This is a genomic window from Novosphingobium lentum NBRC 107847 (assembly GCF_001590965.1).
Taxonomy (GTDB): Bacteria; Pseudomonadota; Alphaproteobacteria; order Sphingomonadales; family Sphingomonadaceae; genus Novosphingobium; species Novosphingobium lentum.
Map to the genome: position 1 here is coordinate 16,645 of NZ_BCTW01000021.1, position 15,019 is coordinate 31,663.

The 15,019-nt window shown below is 64.1% G+C and carries 16 protein-coding genes and 2 tRNA genes; 12 read left to right on the plus strand and 6 right to left on the minus strand.

Going from position 1 to position 15,019, the window contains the following annotated elements:
• Positions 1 to 14 precede the first annotated feature (14 nt).
• The 9 genes from NL2_RS16850 (at position 15) to NL2_RS16890 (ending at position 7,518) form a co-directional block, all read left to right on the plus strand.
• Complete coding sequence (locus NL2_RS16850; RefSeq protein ID WP_068076905.1) at positions 15 to 479, plus strand: hypothetical protein; 465 nt, start codon at positions 15 to 17, stop codon at positions 477 to 479.
• Positions 480 to 615: 136 nt separating this feature from the next.
• Positions 616 to 689, plus strand: a tRNA-Gly gene (locus tag NL2_RS16855).
• A 212-nt stretch (positions 690 to 901) separates the two neighbouring features.
• A complete protein-coding gene (locus NL2_RS16860) occupies positions 902 to 2,140 on the plus strand; it encodes a tyrosine-type recombinase/integrase (protein ID WP_068076907.1) in 1,239 nt (412 codons plus the stop codon).
• Entirely contained in the window at positions 2,137 to 2,460 is a 324-nt protein-coding gene (locus NL2_RS16865) for a hypothetical protein (RefSeq protein WP_068076908.1), read from the plus strand. Before NL2_RS16860 ends, NL2_RS16865 begins: the two co-directional genes overlap by 4 nt.
• A gap of 132 nt (positions 2,461 to 2,592) precedes the next feature.
• Positions 2,593 to 2,799, plus strand: a complete 207-nt coding sequence (locus NL2_RS16870) for a hypothetical protein (protein WP_068076911.1) — start codon at positions 2,593 to 2,595, stop codon at positions 2,797 to 2,799.
• 611 nt (positions 2,800 to 3,410) lie between these two features.
• Positions 3,411 to 4,286 carry a hypothetical protein gene (locus NL2_RS16875; protein ID WP_157083220.1) on the plus strand — a complete coding sequence of 292 codons (876 nt, stop codon included), beginning with the start codon at positions 3,411 to 3,413 and terminating at the stop codon, positions 4,284 to 4,286.
• A gap of 78 nt (positions 4,287 to 4,364) precedes the next feature.
• Entirely contained in the window at positions 4,365 to 4,550 is a 186-nt protein-coding gene (locus NL2_RS16880; protein WP_068076916.1) for a helix-turn-helix domain-containing protein, read from the plus strand.
• Complete coding sequence (locus tag NL2_RS16885; protein WP_068076918.1) at positions 4,547 to 4,876, plus strand: hypothetical protein; 330 nt, start codon at positions 4,547 to 4,549, stop codon at positions 4,874 to 4,876. The genes NL2_RS16880 and NL2_RS16885 overlap by 4 nt, the downstream gene beginning before the upstream one ends.
• Positions 4,873 to 7,518: a DUF927 domain-containing protein gene (locus NL2_RS16890; protein WP_068076920.1), complete on the plus strand. Its 2,646-nt coding sequence runs from the start codon at positions 4,873 to 4,875 to the stop codon at positions 7,516 to 7,518. Before NL2_RS16885 ends, NL2_RS16890 begins: the two co-directional genes overlap by 4 nt.
• Positions 7,519 to 8,623: 1,105 nt before the next feature.
• Here the strand turns inward: NL2_RS16890 and NL2_RS16895 are convergent.
• The 4 genes from NL2_RS16895 to NL2_RS16910 form a co-directional block, all read right to left on the minus strand.
• Positions 8,624 to 9,787: a serine hydrolase domain-containing protein gene (locus tag NL2_RS16895; protein WP_157083221.1), complete on the minus strand. Its 1,164-nt coding sequence runs from the start codon at positions 9,785 to 9,787 to the stop codon at positions 8,624 to 8,626.
• A gap of 146 nt (positions 9,788 to 9,933) precedes the next feature.
• Positions 9,934 to 10,938 (minus strand): NAD(P)/FAD-dependent oxidoreductase, encoded by a 1,005-nt coding sequence (locus NL2_RS16900; RefSeq protein ID WP_068076923.1) that lies wholly within the window; start codon positions 10,936 to 10,938, stop codon positions 9,934 to 9,936.
• 6 nt (positions 10,939 to 10,944) lie between these two features.
• Positions 10,945 to 11,559, minus strand: a complete 615-nt coding sequence (folE, locus tag NL2_RS16905) for a GTP cyclohydrolase I FolE (protein ID WP_068076924.1) — start codon at positions 11,557 to 11,559, stop codon at positions 10,945 to 10,947.
• A gap of 34 nt (positions 11,560 to 11,593) precedes the next feature.
• Entirely contained in the window at positions 11,594 to 11,827 is a 234-nt protein-coding gene (locus NL2_RS16910) for an HIG1 domain-containing protein (RefSeq protein WP_068076925.1), read from the minus strand.
• Between the two features lie 148 nt (positions 11,828 to 11,975).
• On the opposite strand from NL2_RS16910, the gene NL2_RS16915 reads away from it, so the two are divergent.
• Both NL2_RS16915 and NL2_RS16920 read left to right on the plus strand, forming a co-directional pair.
• Positions 11,976 to 12,566 (plus strand): PAS domain-containing protein, encoded by a 591-nt coding sequence (locus NL2_RS16915; protein ID WP_068076926.1) that lies wholly within the window; start codon positions 11,976 to 11,978, stop codon positions 12,564 to 12,566.
• A 104-nt stretch (positions 12,567 to 12,670) separates the two neighbouring features.
• Positions 12,671 to 14,182: a cryptochrome/photolyase family protein gene (locus NL2_RS16920; protein ID WP_068076927.1), complete on the plus strand. Its 1,512-nt coding sequence runs from the start codon at positions 12,671 to 12,673 to the stop codon at positions 14,180 to 14,182.
• A 33-nt stretch (positions 14,183 to 14,215) separates the two neighbouring features.
• Here NL2_RS16920 and NL2_RS21810 read toward each other — a convergent pair whose 3' ends face one another.
• Together NL2_RS21810 and NL2_RS16925 are read right to left on the minus strand one after the other, a co-directional pair.
• Positions 14,216 to 14,341: a DUF2256 domain-containing protein gene (locus NL2_RS21810; RefSeq protein WP_439646905.1), complete on the minus strand. Its 126-nt coding sequence runs from the start codon at positions 14,339 to 14,341 to the stop codon at positions 14,216 to 14,218.
• 62 nt (positions 14,342 to 14,403) lie between these two features.
• Positions 14,404 to 14,480: transfer RNA gene (locus NL2_RS16925), tRNA-Arg, on the minus strand.
• Positions 14,481 to 14,614: 134 nt separating this feature from the next.
• On the opposite strand from NL2_RS16925, the gene NL2_RS16930 reads away from it, so the two are divergent.
• Positions 14,615 to 15,016, plus strand: a complete 402-nt coding sequence (locus NL2_RS16930; RefSeq protein WP_245647734.1) for an alginate O-acetyltransferase AlgX-related protein — start codon at positions 14,615 to 14,617, stop codon at positions 15,014 to 15,016.
• Positions 15,017 to 15,019 lie beyond the last annotated feature (3 nt).

Here is a 15,019-nt window from a genome sequence, read left to right on the forward strand (position 1 = left end):
GCCCGGAGACTCCCTTGCCAGACCATCAGGCCACACCGGACCTGCCTCCGCGCCTGTTTGCCAGCGATGCCGCTATCGTGCGCGTCGGCGAAGGCCTGCTCGACCGCTCGCTGCCCAGGGATGACTGGACGCACGAGGCGCACCTCGCTGCGTGCCTGTGGCTGGTCACCGAACGCCCGGATTTCGATCCCGAGCGCGATCTGCCCGACACCATCCGCGCGTTCAACGCCGCCAAGGGCGGGGTGAACGATGACACCCAAGGCTATCACGAAACGCTGACCCAGCTGTACATTCGCGGCGTGCGCGCCTTCGTGGCACGATCGGCGGACACGACGCTGGTCGATCGCGTCAACGCGCTGCTGGCCAGCGACACCGGCCACCGCGACTGGCCCTTGCGCTTCTACAGCCGCGAGCGCCTGTTTTCCGTCACTGCCCGCCGCGGATGGGTGGCGCCCGATCGCAATGAGGTGCCGGGCTGACCCCCGCCGGCGCCGCTCGCCGTCATCGCCGCGAGCGATTGACCCGACGCCGCGCTTGGTGCAGAGCGCGCCCGCTGGCGCTGGTCGCCGGGCGATCCGGCAACGCGATCGCACCCGGCCCCGAAACGACCGATCCGCGGGTGTAGCTCAATGGTAGAGCAGCAGCTTCCCAAGCTGAATACGAGGGTTCGATTCCCTTCACCCGCTCCATTTTCCTGTCCGCCGATGTTCATAGGCGTCTAGACAAACCCCCAAAATCCAAGGTATTTAGCGGCTGTAAGGCCGATAGCATCCGCTTGCGTCCGCATACAGCCACTATCCGGTGGGGGTATGATTGGGGGGCATTTGCGAAATGGCCAAGTCGATACCCCCACGCTTGGGGGTATATTGGGGGTATAGGCCCCGGAAAGGCTGGCAATCCCGTGGCTCTAACCGATGTAGCCATCCGAAATGCCAAGCCAGCCGCGAAAGCGATCAAGCTGGCGGACGGCGGCGGCATGTTCCTGCTGATTACGCCAGCCGGGGGTAAGCTCTGGCGGCTCAAGTATCGCGTCGATGGGCGCGAAAAGTTGCTGGCCATCGGGGCCTATCCTGAAATCGGGCTTGGCGAGGCTCGCCGTCGCCGGGAGGAAGCGCGGGAGCTGATTGCCCTTGGCAAAGACCCGTCGCGCGAAAAGCAACGCGACAAAGTGCGTGCTCGCGTACAGGCGGCAGACACGTTCGCGGCAATCTGCGACGAATATTGCGAGAAGCGCCGCCGCGACGGTTCCAAAGGCTGGGCACCCTCCACGGCCATTCGCAGCGAATATCTGCTTTCTCTGGTTTGCGGCTCGATTGGCAAATTGCCCATTGGCGAGATTGAACCGGCGGACGTGCTGACTGCCGTTCGCAGGATCGAAGGCAAGGGGAAGCTGGAAAGTGCCCGGCGTAGCCTGCAACTGGCTGGCGCGGTGTTCCGCTATGCTGTGGCGACTGCGCGGCTGGCGTCCGATCCTACCCGCGATCTGCGCGGGGCGCTGGCAACGCCCAAGGTGACGCACTATGCGGCCATCCTTGAGCCGGTGAAGGTGGGCGAGCTGCTGCGCGCAATAGACGGCTATGAAAGCCTTGGGCTTACCCGGCTGGCGCTGCAACTGGCTCCCCATGTCTTTGCCCGCCCCGGTGAGCTGCGCCATGCCCGCTGGGATGAAATAGACCTGGACGGCGCGCTGTGGACCATCCCAGCCGAGAAAACCAAAATGCGGAAGGATCACCGCGTTCCTCTGTCCCGGCAGGCTGTGGCGATCCTGCGAGAGATTCACGCCCTCACCGGCCCGGCTGGCTATGTCTTTCCGTCTGTCCGCACCCGTGCCCGCCCCATGAGCGAGAACACGTTGAACGCCGGGCTGCGGCGGCTTGGCTACGCCAGCGACGAAATGACCGCGCACGGGTTCCGGGCGATGGCTGCAACGCTGCTGAACGAAAGCGGCAAGTGGCACCCGGATGCAATTGAGCGGGCGCTTGCCCATGGCGATGCCGACAAGGTGCGGGCCGCCTACACGCGGGGCGCTTACTGGCAAGAGCGGGTGGAAATGGCCCAATGGTGGAGCGACCATCTCGATACGCTGCGCAAGGGCGCGGATGTTGTGCCGATCGATCGTGCGAAGGGGAAAGGCAAATGAGCAAGTGGGATGCTGTGCAGGTGGCTTTTGAAATCGCCCGCGAAACGGAGAACAGCCACCATCGGTCCGTCTGGCTGCCACGATACGAGTCTGCCGGGCGCGGCGGCCCGCCGATCCCGGATGGCATCGAGGCCGAAGCCGAACGGCTTACGGAAGTGCGCTGCGCTGCGGAGGATGTGCTGATTGCAACGCCCGCGCCCGATCTGCCCGCCGCGATCTGGAAAATCGAATATGCCCGCGAGCGGTGGGAGGACTTCGACGATTGGCCAGCGACCTGGTGGACGGCAGTCATGGGCGATCTGCGCCGCCTTGCGTCTTGACCGGAGGCCATGCGCAACCCGTCAATACGTGAGCTGCGGCGGGCTTGCCCGGCGAACGTGGTCATTCTGCCGACCGCTGCGGCGCGGCAAGTCCAGCAACATTCAGGGCGAGTTGCGGAGCGTCGCGCTCACATGCAGGCAAAGCGAGAGCTGATCGAAAGTCAGCCCGTGGCCTTCCCCTTCAAGTTCCCTGGGGAACGAGAAAGGGAGCGACAGGCGCTGTCGCTGGAGCTGCGGGCCGATGTGCCGCCGTTCGATCCCGGCAACCCGAAACACCTTCGCGCATGGGAAGCGATATGGGATTTCGGCAAGCGGTCGTGGCCATCGGACGGGGAATGAACAGGCCGCGAAGCGGTGATGGCGCGCGGCGGTGAGGGGATGGGGGAGCCACACGCGCGCGGCATTCCATGGTAGTTTCGCCATGCGGCTGGCCAGCCGCGCCCGGCGCAGACGGGGGGGGGCAAAAGTCCAGAGCCGCACCTGGCGTAGGACCGCAGTCCCTCCCATCGGCAGGTTTTTTTCTTGTTCTCCGCATTTTCGGACGGCTTGGCAGAGACGGCGCGGACAGCCGGGCAGAGAGATGCCAGCCGGGCCGCCGGGGACTTCGCCCGCCCAAACGTTGCGCGGCCTCACCTCCACGCCCTTGCCAGCCCAATCAGGGCGCTATCGCTGCCCGGGTTTGCGATCCTGCGCAGAGGCCTGACTTCCAGCGGATTATTTTCCTATTTCTCGGACGGCTATCGGGAAGCTATGTTTTGCAAGGGAACAGTGGGAACTTGGGAACAAGCTATGTCAAACAAGCAGAAAGCCTTGCCTTTGCGAAGTGCCAGCATGTTCCCAAGCCATCGGGCCGCTTTGGGAACATGGGAACAGAAATGGCCTATCCCGATGCAGGAAAATCCGCGCGCGTGTGGCTACCCCCTGCCCCCTCCAGCCGGTGAGCGGGGTTGATGGCGGACGATTTCCAGCCTGATCCCAACGCCGGGCGGATGCCTTGGGATGCCGATGATCCGGCAGAGACGGTGCGGCTGGCTGTCGGTGTCGTAGCCAAGGCGCTGGGTGAATATGGCCTGGGGATGCCGGGCCAGTTGCCTGCGGCGCAGGCAGGCGAGGCGCTTGAGGCTGCAAGCTCGCTCTTGGGCAGCATCGCGGCTGATTTGCGGGAGCGGGCGGCGGAGGAACAAGCTGAAGCCGATGATGACGCGCCAGAGCTGCTATCACCAGCAATCCGGCAGGCATTCGCAAAGGGCTGCGCGCCTGCCTCGCCCGATGGGCTGGAAAAAGCCATCTGCGACTATCGCATGGCGCACCTGGTGCTGCCAAAAATTGGCGCGCGGCTGGCTACTTGGAATGATCCTTCGGCGGGCGATGCTCCGTCGCCTGGCACCGTTCGCGCCGACATTTCGCGTATTCTCAAGGCCGCCCAAGCATTGCAGGAAACTATGGCGGACGTTTCTGGCGAGGCAATTGGGCGAGTAAGCGCCGTGCCGTACAAGGCTGGGAAGGCGGCGGGCTTTACCAGCGACATATTCGAGCAATTGGGCGAATTAATCGGCCATGCCGAGACGGCGCTTGACGATCTGGGCGGCAACGCCAGCCCTGGCCGCACCGTGTCTCCCAAGACACGGCTGGCCCTGTGGCTGGGGGATTTTCTGGCGTCCAGCGGGGTTCCGGTCGTGGTTGACGACAAGCCCTCTACCCAATGGGCCTTGGCCTATGACCTGGCACTGGAGGCGGCTGGCGATGGCCCCTGCCCCCATGCCCGCAAGACGCTGCAAAACTCGATTGCGCTGCGCCGTAAGGAAAGAATGCCCCCAGCCGCCTAGGATTGTTCACGCGCCCTTGTAGCGGACGCTGCAACTGTGCGTACTGATCCGAACTCCCATGAACAAGGGAGTTGGGAAATGAACGACACACCATCGGGCGCGCCTCTCGCCTATTCGATCAAAGAGGCCAGCCGGGTCACGTCGCTTGGCCGGACGCGGCTCTATCAGTTAATTGCCGAAGGGCGGCTGGAGGCCATCAAGATCGGCAACCGGACGCTGATCCCCGCCCATGCCCTGCAAAAGCTGCTGGAGGGCGACCGATGATCGGCGATGGCGGGGCCGTGCGGTCTGGCAGGATCGATTTCGGACGGGTCAACAGTGCCGCGCTGGCCCGCGCTGGTGCGGTCGTGCGGGGTCTGCTGCCCGAAGGGCGGGTGGAAGGCCATGAATACGTTGCTCGCAACCCGCTGCGCCCTGACAGGCGGCTGGGCAGCTTCAAGGTCAATATCTCGACAGGCCGCTGGGCAGACTTCGCAACGGGTGACGGCGGCGGCGACCTGGTGAGCCTTGCCGCTTTCGTGTCGGGCCTGCCCCAGCGCGAAGCCGCCATTCGGCTGGCGGAATCGATGGGGGTTTCCCCGTGGGCATGAACGACAAGCCGGATGATCCCTTCGCCAATGTTTCCAAGGCCATTGCGGCTGGGGGCGACGTGCCAGACGGTGACGTGCCCGAAACGAAACGAAAGGGCGCGCCCAAGCAAAAGGGCGAATGGGTTTGCCCGGTGCCCGCCGATGCACCGGACGCGCGGGCCTCGCACAATCACCACGGCAAGCCCTCTGCATCTTGGCGCTACTGCGATGCTGGCGGCGGGCTGATCCATTGGGTTTGCCGTTTCGACAAGCCGGACGGGTCCAAGGAAATCCTGCCGCAAACCCTGTGGCGTGAAGCCGGGCGGCTGGGCTGGCGCTGGGGTGCGCCGCCTGTACCTCGCCCGCTCTATGGGCTGGACCGGCTCGCCCTGGCCCCTGCCGCGCCCGTGCTGATTGTCGAAGGGGAAAAGACGGCGGACGCGGCGGCTGGCCTGCTTCCGGGCTTCGCAGTGGCGTCATGGTCCGGGGGTTCAAAGGCAGTCGGCAAAGCCGATTGGGCGGCGCTGGCAGGCCGCCGGGTGGCCATCCTGCCCGATGCCGACACACCGGGCCGCGAAGCCGCGCAAGCTGTCCGAAAGGCTGCGCTGGCGGCTGGGGCGGAAGGTGCGGCTATCGTCCAGCTCCCCGCCACGTTGCCAGCCGCATGGGATTGCGCTGATCCATTCCCGCCGGGCTTTGCCCAAGCTGACTTGCTGGGGCTGATTGGTGCGACGCTGGAGACCGCCAGCGCCGGGCGGCTGGAAATTCCGCCTGGCTACACGCTCGATGCCGATGGCCTCTATTGGCTGGAGCCGGGCAAGGACGGTGCGGACGCGCGGGCCGTGCGGCTATCCGATCCCTTCGACATCATGGGCGAGGCCCGCGACGGTGACGGCGGCGATTGGGGCCTGTTGATCCGGTTTCGGGACCGCGACGGGGTGCAAAAGCGCAGAACGGTCAAGCGGGCGGCGCTGGCGTCCGATGCCGGTGCGGTGCGGGCCGAGCTGGCGGGCGCGGGAATGTTGATCCTGTCCGCGACGGGCCAGAGCGACCGCTTCATTCGCTTCCTTCGGGCAGTGACGCATAGTGCTCGTCTCACCTTGGCGGAAAGGACCGGCTGGGTTGATGCCAGCCGCTTTGTCCTGCCCCATACGGTGATTGCGCCGCCGGGCGCGGAGCCGGTGCATTTTGATGGGGCGGCCTCTGCGCTGCACTATAGGGAAAAGGGCAGTCTGGACGGCTGGAAACGCGACATAGCATCGCTTGCGCCGGGTAACAGTCTGCTGACTTTCGCCATATCCCTGGCCTTCGTCGGACCAATCATGCGCTGTCTGGATATGGAGGGCGGCGGCTTTCATTTTCGCGGGGCCTCAAGCACCGGGAAAACGTCGCTGGCCATGGCGGCTGGCAGCATATGGGGCGGTGGCGGGCCGCTAGGCTTCGCTTCGAGTTGGCGGGCCACCGGGAACGCGCTGGAGGGCGTTGCGCATGGTCATACGGAAACGCTCCTGATCCTGGATGAGCTGGCGCTGGTGGACCCGATAGAGGCGGGCAACGCGGCCTATGCGCTCGCCAGCGGGCAGGGGAAGGCGCGGGCGCAACAGAGTGGGGCTTTGCGCCGCCGCGCCGAATGGCGGGTCATGGTGTGCAGCACCGGGGAAATCGGCCTTGCCGATCATATGCGCGCCGCCAAGCGAGGCGAACGGACAATGGCCGGGCAGGAATTGCGCTTGCTCGATTTGCCAGCCGATGCCGGAGCGGGTTTCGGGGCTTGGGAAGCCCTGCACAACATGGCCGGTCCAGCCGTCTTTTCCGATGTGATCAAATCGGCTTGCGCCGCCCATTATGGCCACGCCGGACCTGCCTTCGTTCGCGGGCTTGTTGCCGATCGCGCGTATTGGGAGTGCGAAGCGAAGCGGCTGGCCAAGGCGTTCGTGACGAAGGCCTCGCAAGACGGGGACAGCGGGCAGGCCAATCGCGGTGCCGCCCGTTTCGCTGCCGTCGCGGCTGCTGGGGAAATGGCGGCGGCGCTTAGCGTCGTGCCATGGCGCGCCGGAGTGGCAGAGGCGGCGGCGCTGGCTTGCTTCGGTGCCTGGGTTGCTGGTTTCGGTCGCACCGGCTTGCGGGAGCACCGGCAGATTCTGGAGCGGGTCCGCAACGCCATACAGGCCGGTCAATCCCGCTTCGGGCGTATCGCCCATGGCAAGGTGCAATCGTTCTATGGGGACGATTCAGGCGATGGCGACGGCGGGGCCAGCAACCGGGAAGGGGAAGCCCGTTCGCTATCCACGCTGGGCTATCTGCACGACATTGAGCCGGGCAAGGCCTGCTACCTGTTCCATGATAGCGGCTGGGGTGAAATCCTGACTGGCTTCGATCCGAAAGAAGCGGCTGCGGTTCTGCAACAGCGTGGCTTCCTTGTCTCTGGCGACGGCGGTCGGCTCAAGCGCAAGCAACGTGTCGGCGACCAAACCCCACGGTTCTACACCGTGAGGGCGACCATTCTGGAATGGGATGCAAGCGACCTGGCCAAAGCCGCCGCTCCGCCCGCCGATGCCCCAGCCGGGCCGGTGGCGTGGCCGATGGATGATCCCGCCGCGCCGGGGGCGGATGACTATGACTATGGGGCCGATCCGTACAGCGACGGCGGGGCCGGCTGGTAATGCCAGCTCCCAGCCGTCCGCCGCAATTCGATCTGTTCGAGGCGCGGCCAGAGCCTTCCCGCCAGCGCGTCGGCAGAAAGCCGCACGTTCCTACGCCGGAGCAAATGTTGCTTGCGAACGAATTGAAGGCGGCTGGGGCGACCTGGCCGACCATCGCACGGGCCTTGGGCGTCTGTGTGAACACCGTTGCAAGGCACTATTTCCCGGGCAATCTGGCTAGACCGCCTAAGGGCCGCCGTCGCCACTCTCCCACTCCAGCAAGGCGCAAGATCGTTCGGCGCGCAATCCTTGGGGGCATGACGCCAGCGGAAGTTGCCAAGCTGATCGGAATATCGCTGCCAACCCTTCGGCTGTACTATCGGGATGAATTGCAGCCATAGGCGCGGCTGGCAGCGAGCGGCGCTAGCCTCGCGCTGTTCCCAAGGAAAATGACTGGGAACAGGCATGGCGATTTCTGGGAACACAATTTTGGATGGCAGGCCAAGCATTTAGGCCGCGTGTTCCCAATTTCCCGCTGTTCCCGCCATTTGTAGAGCCACCCCACAACGCGATGCGCCAGCCGCGCTGGCTGGCCTCGTGCGATCTGGGATGAGCAATTCACACTAAGTCGAGCCTTGCCCAGTTGGGATGGCGGCCAAATGTCAGAAACAAAACAGTTTTCCAAAGCGGTGATTTGAATATGACGCGCAATTCTGTGGCCAATTTGATCTGATTGAGAAGTGACCATCGCCCGAGACGCGCGGATTTGCTGGCTTTGGTCCTGCGATTTGTCGCGTACGGTGTGTAGTCAATTGGCGGCTCATCGTGACCGGTTGAAGTGCCCGAATCGGACTGCTGGACCTGCATCGCAATGCCCTGGGGATTGCTCGCTGGGTTGCGATCAAGATTGCCCTAAACTGCTCCTACCCAGCACATTTGGGGGTATGATTGGGGGTATCATGCAAAGTGCGGTGCTCTGAAATGGCGAAATTTCGGGCTTTTCTTGATATTTCGCGGTTCCCTTCACCGCTCCAGCCGCCAGACGGCGCTTAAATGGGCACCCCGGATTGGTCGGCGTGGGCGCATAGCACATTTCGAAGTCAGAACGATCCAGCGGCCCCGCCCGCTACTTGACCGCTTCCGGTGCGAGCGACGGCAGCAGCGAAGCCAGCACGGCCAGGGCCGCAGTATCGCCGCCCATGGCGGTAGAGGCGTTGTCGACCACCAGCACGCCGTTACCCGATCCGGGAAACAGCACGACATAGGCAAACCATCGCCCATCGGAGCCGCCGTGGACCAGCACCGGCCCCGTGCGGCCAGCGATGCGGGCCTGTACGCCCCAGTCCAGTCCACTCGGTCCGTTCGGCTGGGCAGTCTGCATCAGCCGATAGGCGGGCGGCGACAACAGCTTTCCGTGCCCTTTCGCCCCGGCCAACTGATCCAGGCAGAACCGCGACCAGTCCCGCAGGCTCATATGCAGATTGCCGGCGGGGGCAAACATGTCGGGATTGCTGGCCGGGGCTGGTTTCCCGGCCTCATGCCCCGAGAGGCCGCCCGGGCCAAGGGCACCGAAGCCTGCGCTGGTCATGCCCAGCGGGCCGAACACCTCGCGCCGCATCAATCTCTCATACGTCAGCCCCGTCGCCCGTTCGGCGACCAATGCGGCGATCAGGAACCCGGTGTTGCTGTAGCCGAAAGCCGTTCCCGGCGGATAAGCGGGGGCTTCGCTCAAGGCTCGGGTTATGTACGCGAGGCGCTGTTCGCTTGCTGGCCGGCGGTCGGTGAAGAACGTCTCGAAGAAGGCCATGTCGCTGATGTTTTCCGGGAGCCCGGAGTGGTGCGACAAAAGCTGCGTCAGGGTCACCCCGCGGTATTCGGGCCGCATGCCCGCCGCCAGATCGGGCAGCATCTTTGACAACGGCGCGCGCCAGGACAGCACCCCGCGATCGGCCAGCCGGGCGATCATGGCGACGGTCTGGGACTTGCTGGTCGAGCCGATCATCCATGCATCATTCAGCTGGACCGGATCGGCCCCATCCACCCGGCGAACCCCGCGCACCGCTATGTCGGCAACACGGCCGTCGCGCAGCACCAGCACACCGGCGGCAGGGGTGTTGCCGGCGGCCATGGCGGTTGCCAGCACGAGCGGGAGTCCGGTCACAGGCTCGGCGTAAGCGGGGCCGCTCAGGCCGATGACGAAAAATGTCGCCAACAACGCGATCAAATGGGTTGGCATCGGGTGTTGCCCTTTATTTGGACGACGGCGTTGAGCCGGGAATTTCCAAAGCAAACTCCGACTAGCCGATCAGGGGCCCACGGCCAACACATCAACGGGACCAGCCGATTCCTCGTCGAATTTGCCGGACTTTGTCGCGCGTGATCCGTTCCGGCTGCGCGGGCGGGCCCCGGCAGAAAGTCAGCAGCTTCGTCTCAACGCTAACGTGGGCCTTTACTGACCGGCTGGAGCGATCCCGTTGCTGGCGCGACTGTCGGGATCGGATTGTCTTCGGACCCGATGAGGCATCGCGCAAGCATCCGGCCCGACAGCCACGCGCATTCGACGCGGGGACCGAGCAGCCAGTCTCCGCAAGCGCCAAGTCCCAGTTCGTCGTTCCACAACGCCCCGTCTCCGGTGCCCGCCGAGAGCGCATAGCGCCAGCGGTGCGACACTGCGGCAACGGGGTCGGGAACGACCGAACCTGCAGCACTGGACAGAGCGGCGAGCAGCAGCCCTGAAATCTGGTCCGGTGCGTCCTCGACCCTGGCGCTCGACCACGACGGGTTGGCCTGAACGACCCACGCCTCGGGCCCGGGGCGGTTAGGCTTTGCGTTGTTGCGGGCCGCCCAGGCGATATCGCCCTCATGCCGAAGCACCGATGGCACCCCGGCCAGCGGACGGCCGAACACGAACATGCCCGTCCAGCAAGGCTGCGATCGGGCCTTGAGCGCAATCCGCGTCATCGAAAAATCGTGCAGCGAAAGGATGACCGCCGCCTGTTCGGCCGGGATAGCCAGCATCACGGCATCGAACGGCCCGATCGAACCGGCTTCGCCGATCAGCCACCAGTCGCCATCCTTGCGAGCAATGCCGGTGACGAGATGATCCCACGCCACCGTGTGAGCAGCGGCCAGCTGCTTGACGATGGCATTCATTCCGGGCGTGCCGACCCATGCGTCCGTACCGGCCGGTGGCCACGGCGCAACAATCCCCAGATCGCGCCACAGGCCAACCATCTGGCCGAAGGCGGCATCGCGTGCGGTAAAATACTGCGCTCCGTGATCGAACGGCACTTCACCCAGCGAAGTCTGCAATCGCCGGGTCGACATTCGACCTCCGGGCCCACGGCCTTTGTCGAACAGCGAGACCGACAGGCCGGCAGCTTTGAGGAAATCAGCGCAAGCAAGCCCCGCCATGCCTGCACCGATTATGGCGACAGCCACTGTCGTTCAGCGCTTGTTGATCAGCGACAACACTTCCCTGCGGCTGTCAGAATCGTCCAGAAAGCAGCCAAGCATCCGGCTGGTGACCATGCCGACGCCGTGGGTCTTGACCCCGCGCCCAGTCATGCAGCCGTGTTGCGCTTCAATGACCACGGCAACGCCCCTGGGTTTCAAATTGTCCCAGATCGACTGCGCCACCTGAGCGGTCAGACGTTCCTGGACCTGCAAGCGCTGCGCGTAGCCATGCAGCACACGCGCCAGTTTGGATATGCCGACCACTCGGTTCGCGGGCAGATAGGCAATCGCAGCGGTGCCAGTGATGGGCGCCATGTGGTGTTCGCAATGCGACTGGAACGGAATGTCCTTCAGTAGCACGATTTCGTCGTAACCGCCGACTTCCTCGAACGTTCTGGAAAGGTGGATGCCCGGATCCGCCGCATATCCCTGACAATATTCGCGCCAGGCGCGGGCAACGCGCTTCGGCGTATCCTGCAGCCCTTCGCGGTCGGGATCGTCGCCTGCCCAGCGGATCAGATTGCGGATCGATTCCTGAATATCCTCCGGAACGAAAGCTTTTTCCTCAAGCGGATCGACATCGAAATTTCCTGCGAGATAGTTCATCGACGCATCCTATTCCGCAACGGCTGTCCTGCGATCATTTCTGGCCGGCCAGCATGCCGACCAGCACGACCAGGAGAATGGCGATGCCCTGAAAAAGCACCCGCTGGGCCATCATCCGGTTCTGCTTCACGCCAACCGGCTCCTGCAGCGCATGACCATTCTGGCGGATATGCTCAGCGTCACGGAAAAATGCCATCAGCCCCCTGACGAGCGCGGTGGCTGCGGCAACCACGAAGCCGCCTATCAACAGCACAAGGAAGAACGTCATGGCCGAATTCTCCTCAAAGCTTCATCGACCGGCTGACAGTTGCCACGGATCGCGAAGCCTTGCCGGTTTCGCAAACCGTGTGGAAATGCCAACATGTCCAAAAGGGCACTTCACGGGCAATCGGCCATCGGCTAGCTGAACTCTGGCCATGACAATGTCCTTCATGATCGCGTCCAGTCCCATAGCGGCCGTCATGAGCAACCCCCGGCTGCCGGACAATCCGATCGTCGAATGCAACGACGCCTTCGTCGCGCTGACCGGATACCAGAGCGAAGAAATCATCGGGCACAATTGCCGGTTTCTGTCAGGTGCGGGCACCGAGCCGTGGCTTACCGAAATGCTGCGCAACGGAATCCGTCGCCGCCAGCCCGTGATGGTCGAAATACTGAACTACAAGAAGGATGGCACGCCGTTTCGCAACGCCGTCATGGTCGCTCCGATCTTCGATGGAGAAGGCGAGCTTGAGTACTTTCTGGGCTCACAGGTCGAAATTGCCGAGGACGTGGCGCGGGCCAACGATGCGCGACGCGAAGCAGCCCACGATCGCGTGGCGGCGCTCAGTCGCCGCCGGCGCGAGGTCTTGCTGCAAATGGCTGCAGGCAAGCTCAACAAGCAGATCGCCTTTGAACTGGGGCTCAGCGAGCGGACGGTGAAGATGCATCGCGCAGCCGTGTTCGAAGCACTTGGGGTCAAGACAAGTGCCGACGCCATTCGCCTGGCGATCGAGGCTGGCTACTGAATCCTGAACTCGCGACTACCGGGAATGGAGCCTTGTCTGGCCTCATGGAATTGCCCTTCAGGACAGGTTCCTTCCCATCGCCGCCTCCCATAGCGTCCGAGGCGATGTCTCCACGCCTCATCCTCGTTCTTGGTGATCAATTATCGCCGGACCTGTCGTCGCTTTGCGCGGGCGATCGGGCGATCGATGTGGTGCTGATGGCCGAGGTGATGGCCGAGGCAAGCTATGTGCGCCATCACCGGAAGAAGCTGGCGTTTGTGTTTTCCGCCATGCGTCATTTTGCCGAGGAGTTGCGGCAAGCCGGCTGGCGGGTGGATTATGTGCGACTCGATAATCCGGCCAACACCGGAACGCTGCAGGGCGAGGTGCAGCGCGCGCTGGCGCGGCACAGGCTGGGGCAGACGCTGGCCACGGAGCCGGGCGAATGGCGATTGATGGAAACGATGCGCGGCTGGGACGCAACCGAGTTGCTGCCGGACGACCGGTTCGTGGCCGACCGCCACGGCTTTGCCCAATGGGCGCAGGACCGAAAAGGCCTGCGCATGGAGCACTTCTATCGGTTGATGCGGCGCAAGACCGGCCTGCTGATGGTGGGAGATCAGCCGGCAGGCGGCCAGTGGAACTTCGATATGGACAACCGCAAGCCTGCCAAAAGCAATGTTGCCATGCCCCGCCCGCTGCCCTTCCCGCCGGATCCGATCACCCGCGAGGTGCTCGACATGGTGGCCGGCCGTTTCGACGATCACTTCGGCGATCTTGAACCTTTCTGGTTCGCCACCACGCGAGCCGAGGCGGAACAAGCGTTCGCCCATTTCCTGAAGACCAGTCTGCGCGACTTCGGCGCGTATCAGGATGCGATGCTGCGCGATCACAAGTTCCTTCATCACGCCTTCGTCGCGGTCTATCTCAATGCCGGATTGCTCGATCCGCTGGAGATGTGTCGCGCCGTGGAAACAGAATGGCGCGCGGGCCGGGTACCGCTCAACAGCGCCGAGGGCTTTATCCGCCAGATCATCGGCTGGCGGGAATTCGTGCGCGGCGTCTACTGGTGGCGTATGCCCGGCTACGCCGCGAGCAACGCGCTGGAGGCCCACCGCCCGCTGCCCGAATTCTATTGGAGCGGGGACACGCCCATGGCCTGCCTGCGCGCATGCATCGCCCAGACGCGCGAAGAGGCATACGCCCATCATATCCAGCGCCTGATGGTGACCGGCAACTTCGCGCTGCTGGCCGGGATCGATCCGCACGAACTGCACGAATGGTATCTGGCGGTTTATGCCGATGCCTATGAATGGGTGGAATTGCCCAACACCATCGGCATGAGCCAGTTTGCCGATGGCGGACTGCTGGCGAGCAAGCCGTATGCAGCCAGCGGCGCATATATCCATCGGATGAGCGATTATTGCGGCGATTGCGCGTACGACGTGAAAGCCAAAGCAGGTCCCCGCGCCTGCCCGTTCAACTTGCTGTACTGGCGGTTCATCGCGCGCCACAAGCAACGCCTTTCGCGCAATCCGCGCATGGCCCAGATGGTCCGCACCTGGGAGCGCTTCAGCCCGGAAAAGCAGGCCCAGTTAGTGAACGATGCCGACGCTTTTCTCGCCGTTCTTGGCTGACCGGCAGCGGTCCGAGCAATATTTGCCCTGATCTCAGTCGCGCGCCCATTTTTTGCGCCATGCAAACGGACGGCCGCAGGCAAGGCACTCTTTGCTTGGGAGACGCCCTTCGCGTATTGGCTCATCGCTGGTGCTCCATAGTACCAACGCTAGGACCAAATCGTCAAAGAAACCCCAACGGTTCTACGGGTTTGGCAGAAAACGGCGTGTTTGGGGAAAGCTGGTGCACCCGACAGGATTCGAACCTGTGGCCTCTGCCTTCGGAGGGCAGCGCTCTATCCAGCTGAGCTACGGGTGCCCGGGGAACGGCGCACCTAGCAGCGCTGCGCGAGGCTTGCCACTGGTTTTTACCCGGCCCGCATCGCGCCGCCGTTCACGCGATCCGGCGAATTAGCGATTTGGTAGGGCAGCCGCGCTAGGGATACTTCCGATATGGCAAGCAATCCTCCCTTCGGCGGCGCGATGACCGGTTCGGGCCGGTCCGATTTCGGGCAGGCAGCGGCCAGTTCGATGTCGATGCAGTGGTCCGCGCTGCACGATGCCGCAAACCTGGTGTGCACGCTGGCTGGCCTCGCGCCCGAAAACCGCAAGTCCGAGATCCGTAATTTTCCCGCGATCATGCGCGACACCGGCGGCTGGCGCCACGCGCTGGCGCAGCAGGGGGTCGAGGATCTCGCCGCGATCATGGAACCGGGCCTGGGCGCGTTGCTCGCGGTGCATGCGCGCGGCATATCGCCGGGCGCCGCGGCGCTGGCACTGTGGCAGGAATTCCATTCGGCGCGCAGCGCGCTGATGGCGCTGGTTCCGCCGCTGGGGGTCAAGCGCCGGGCGTGAGTC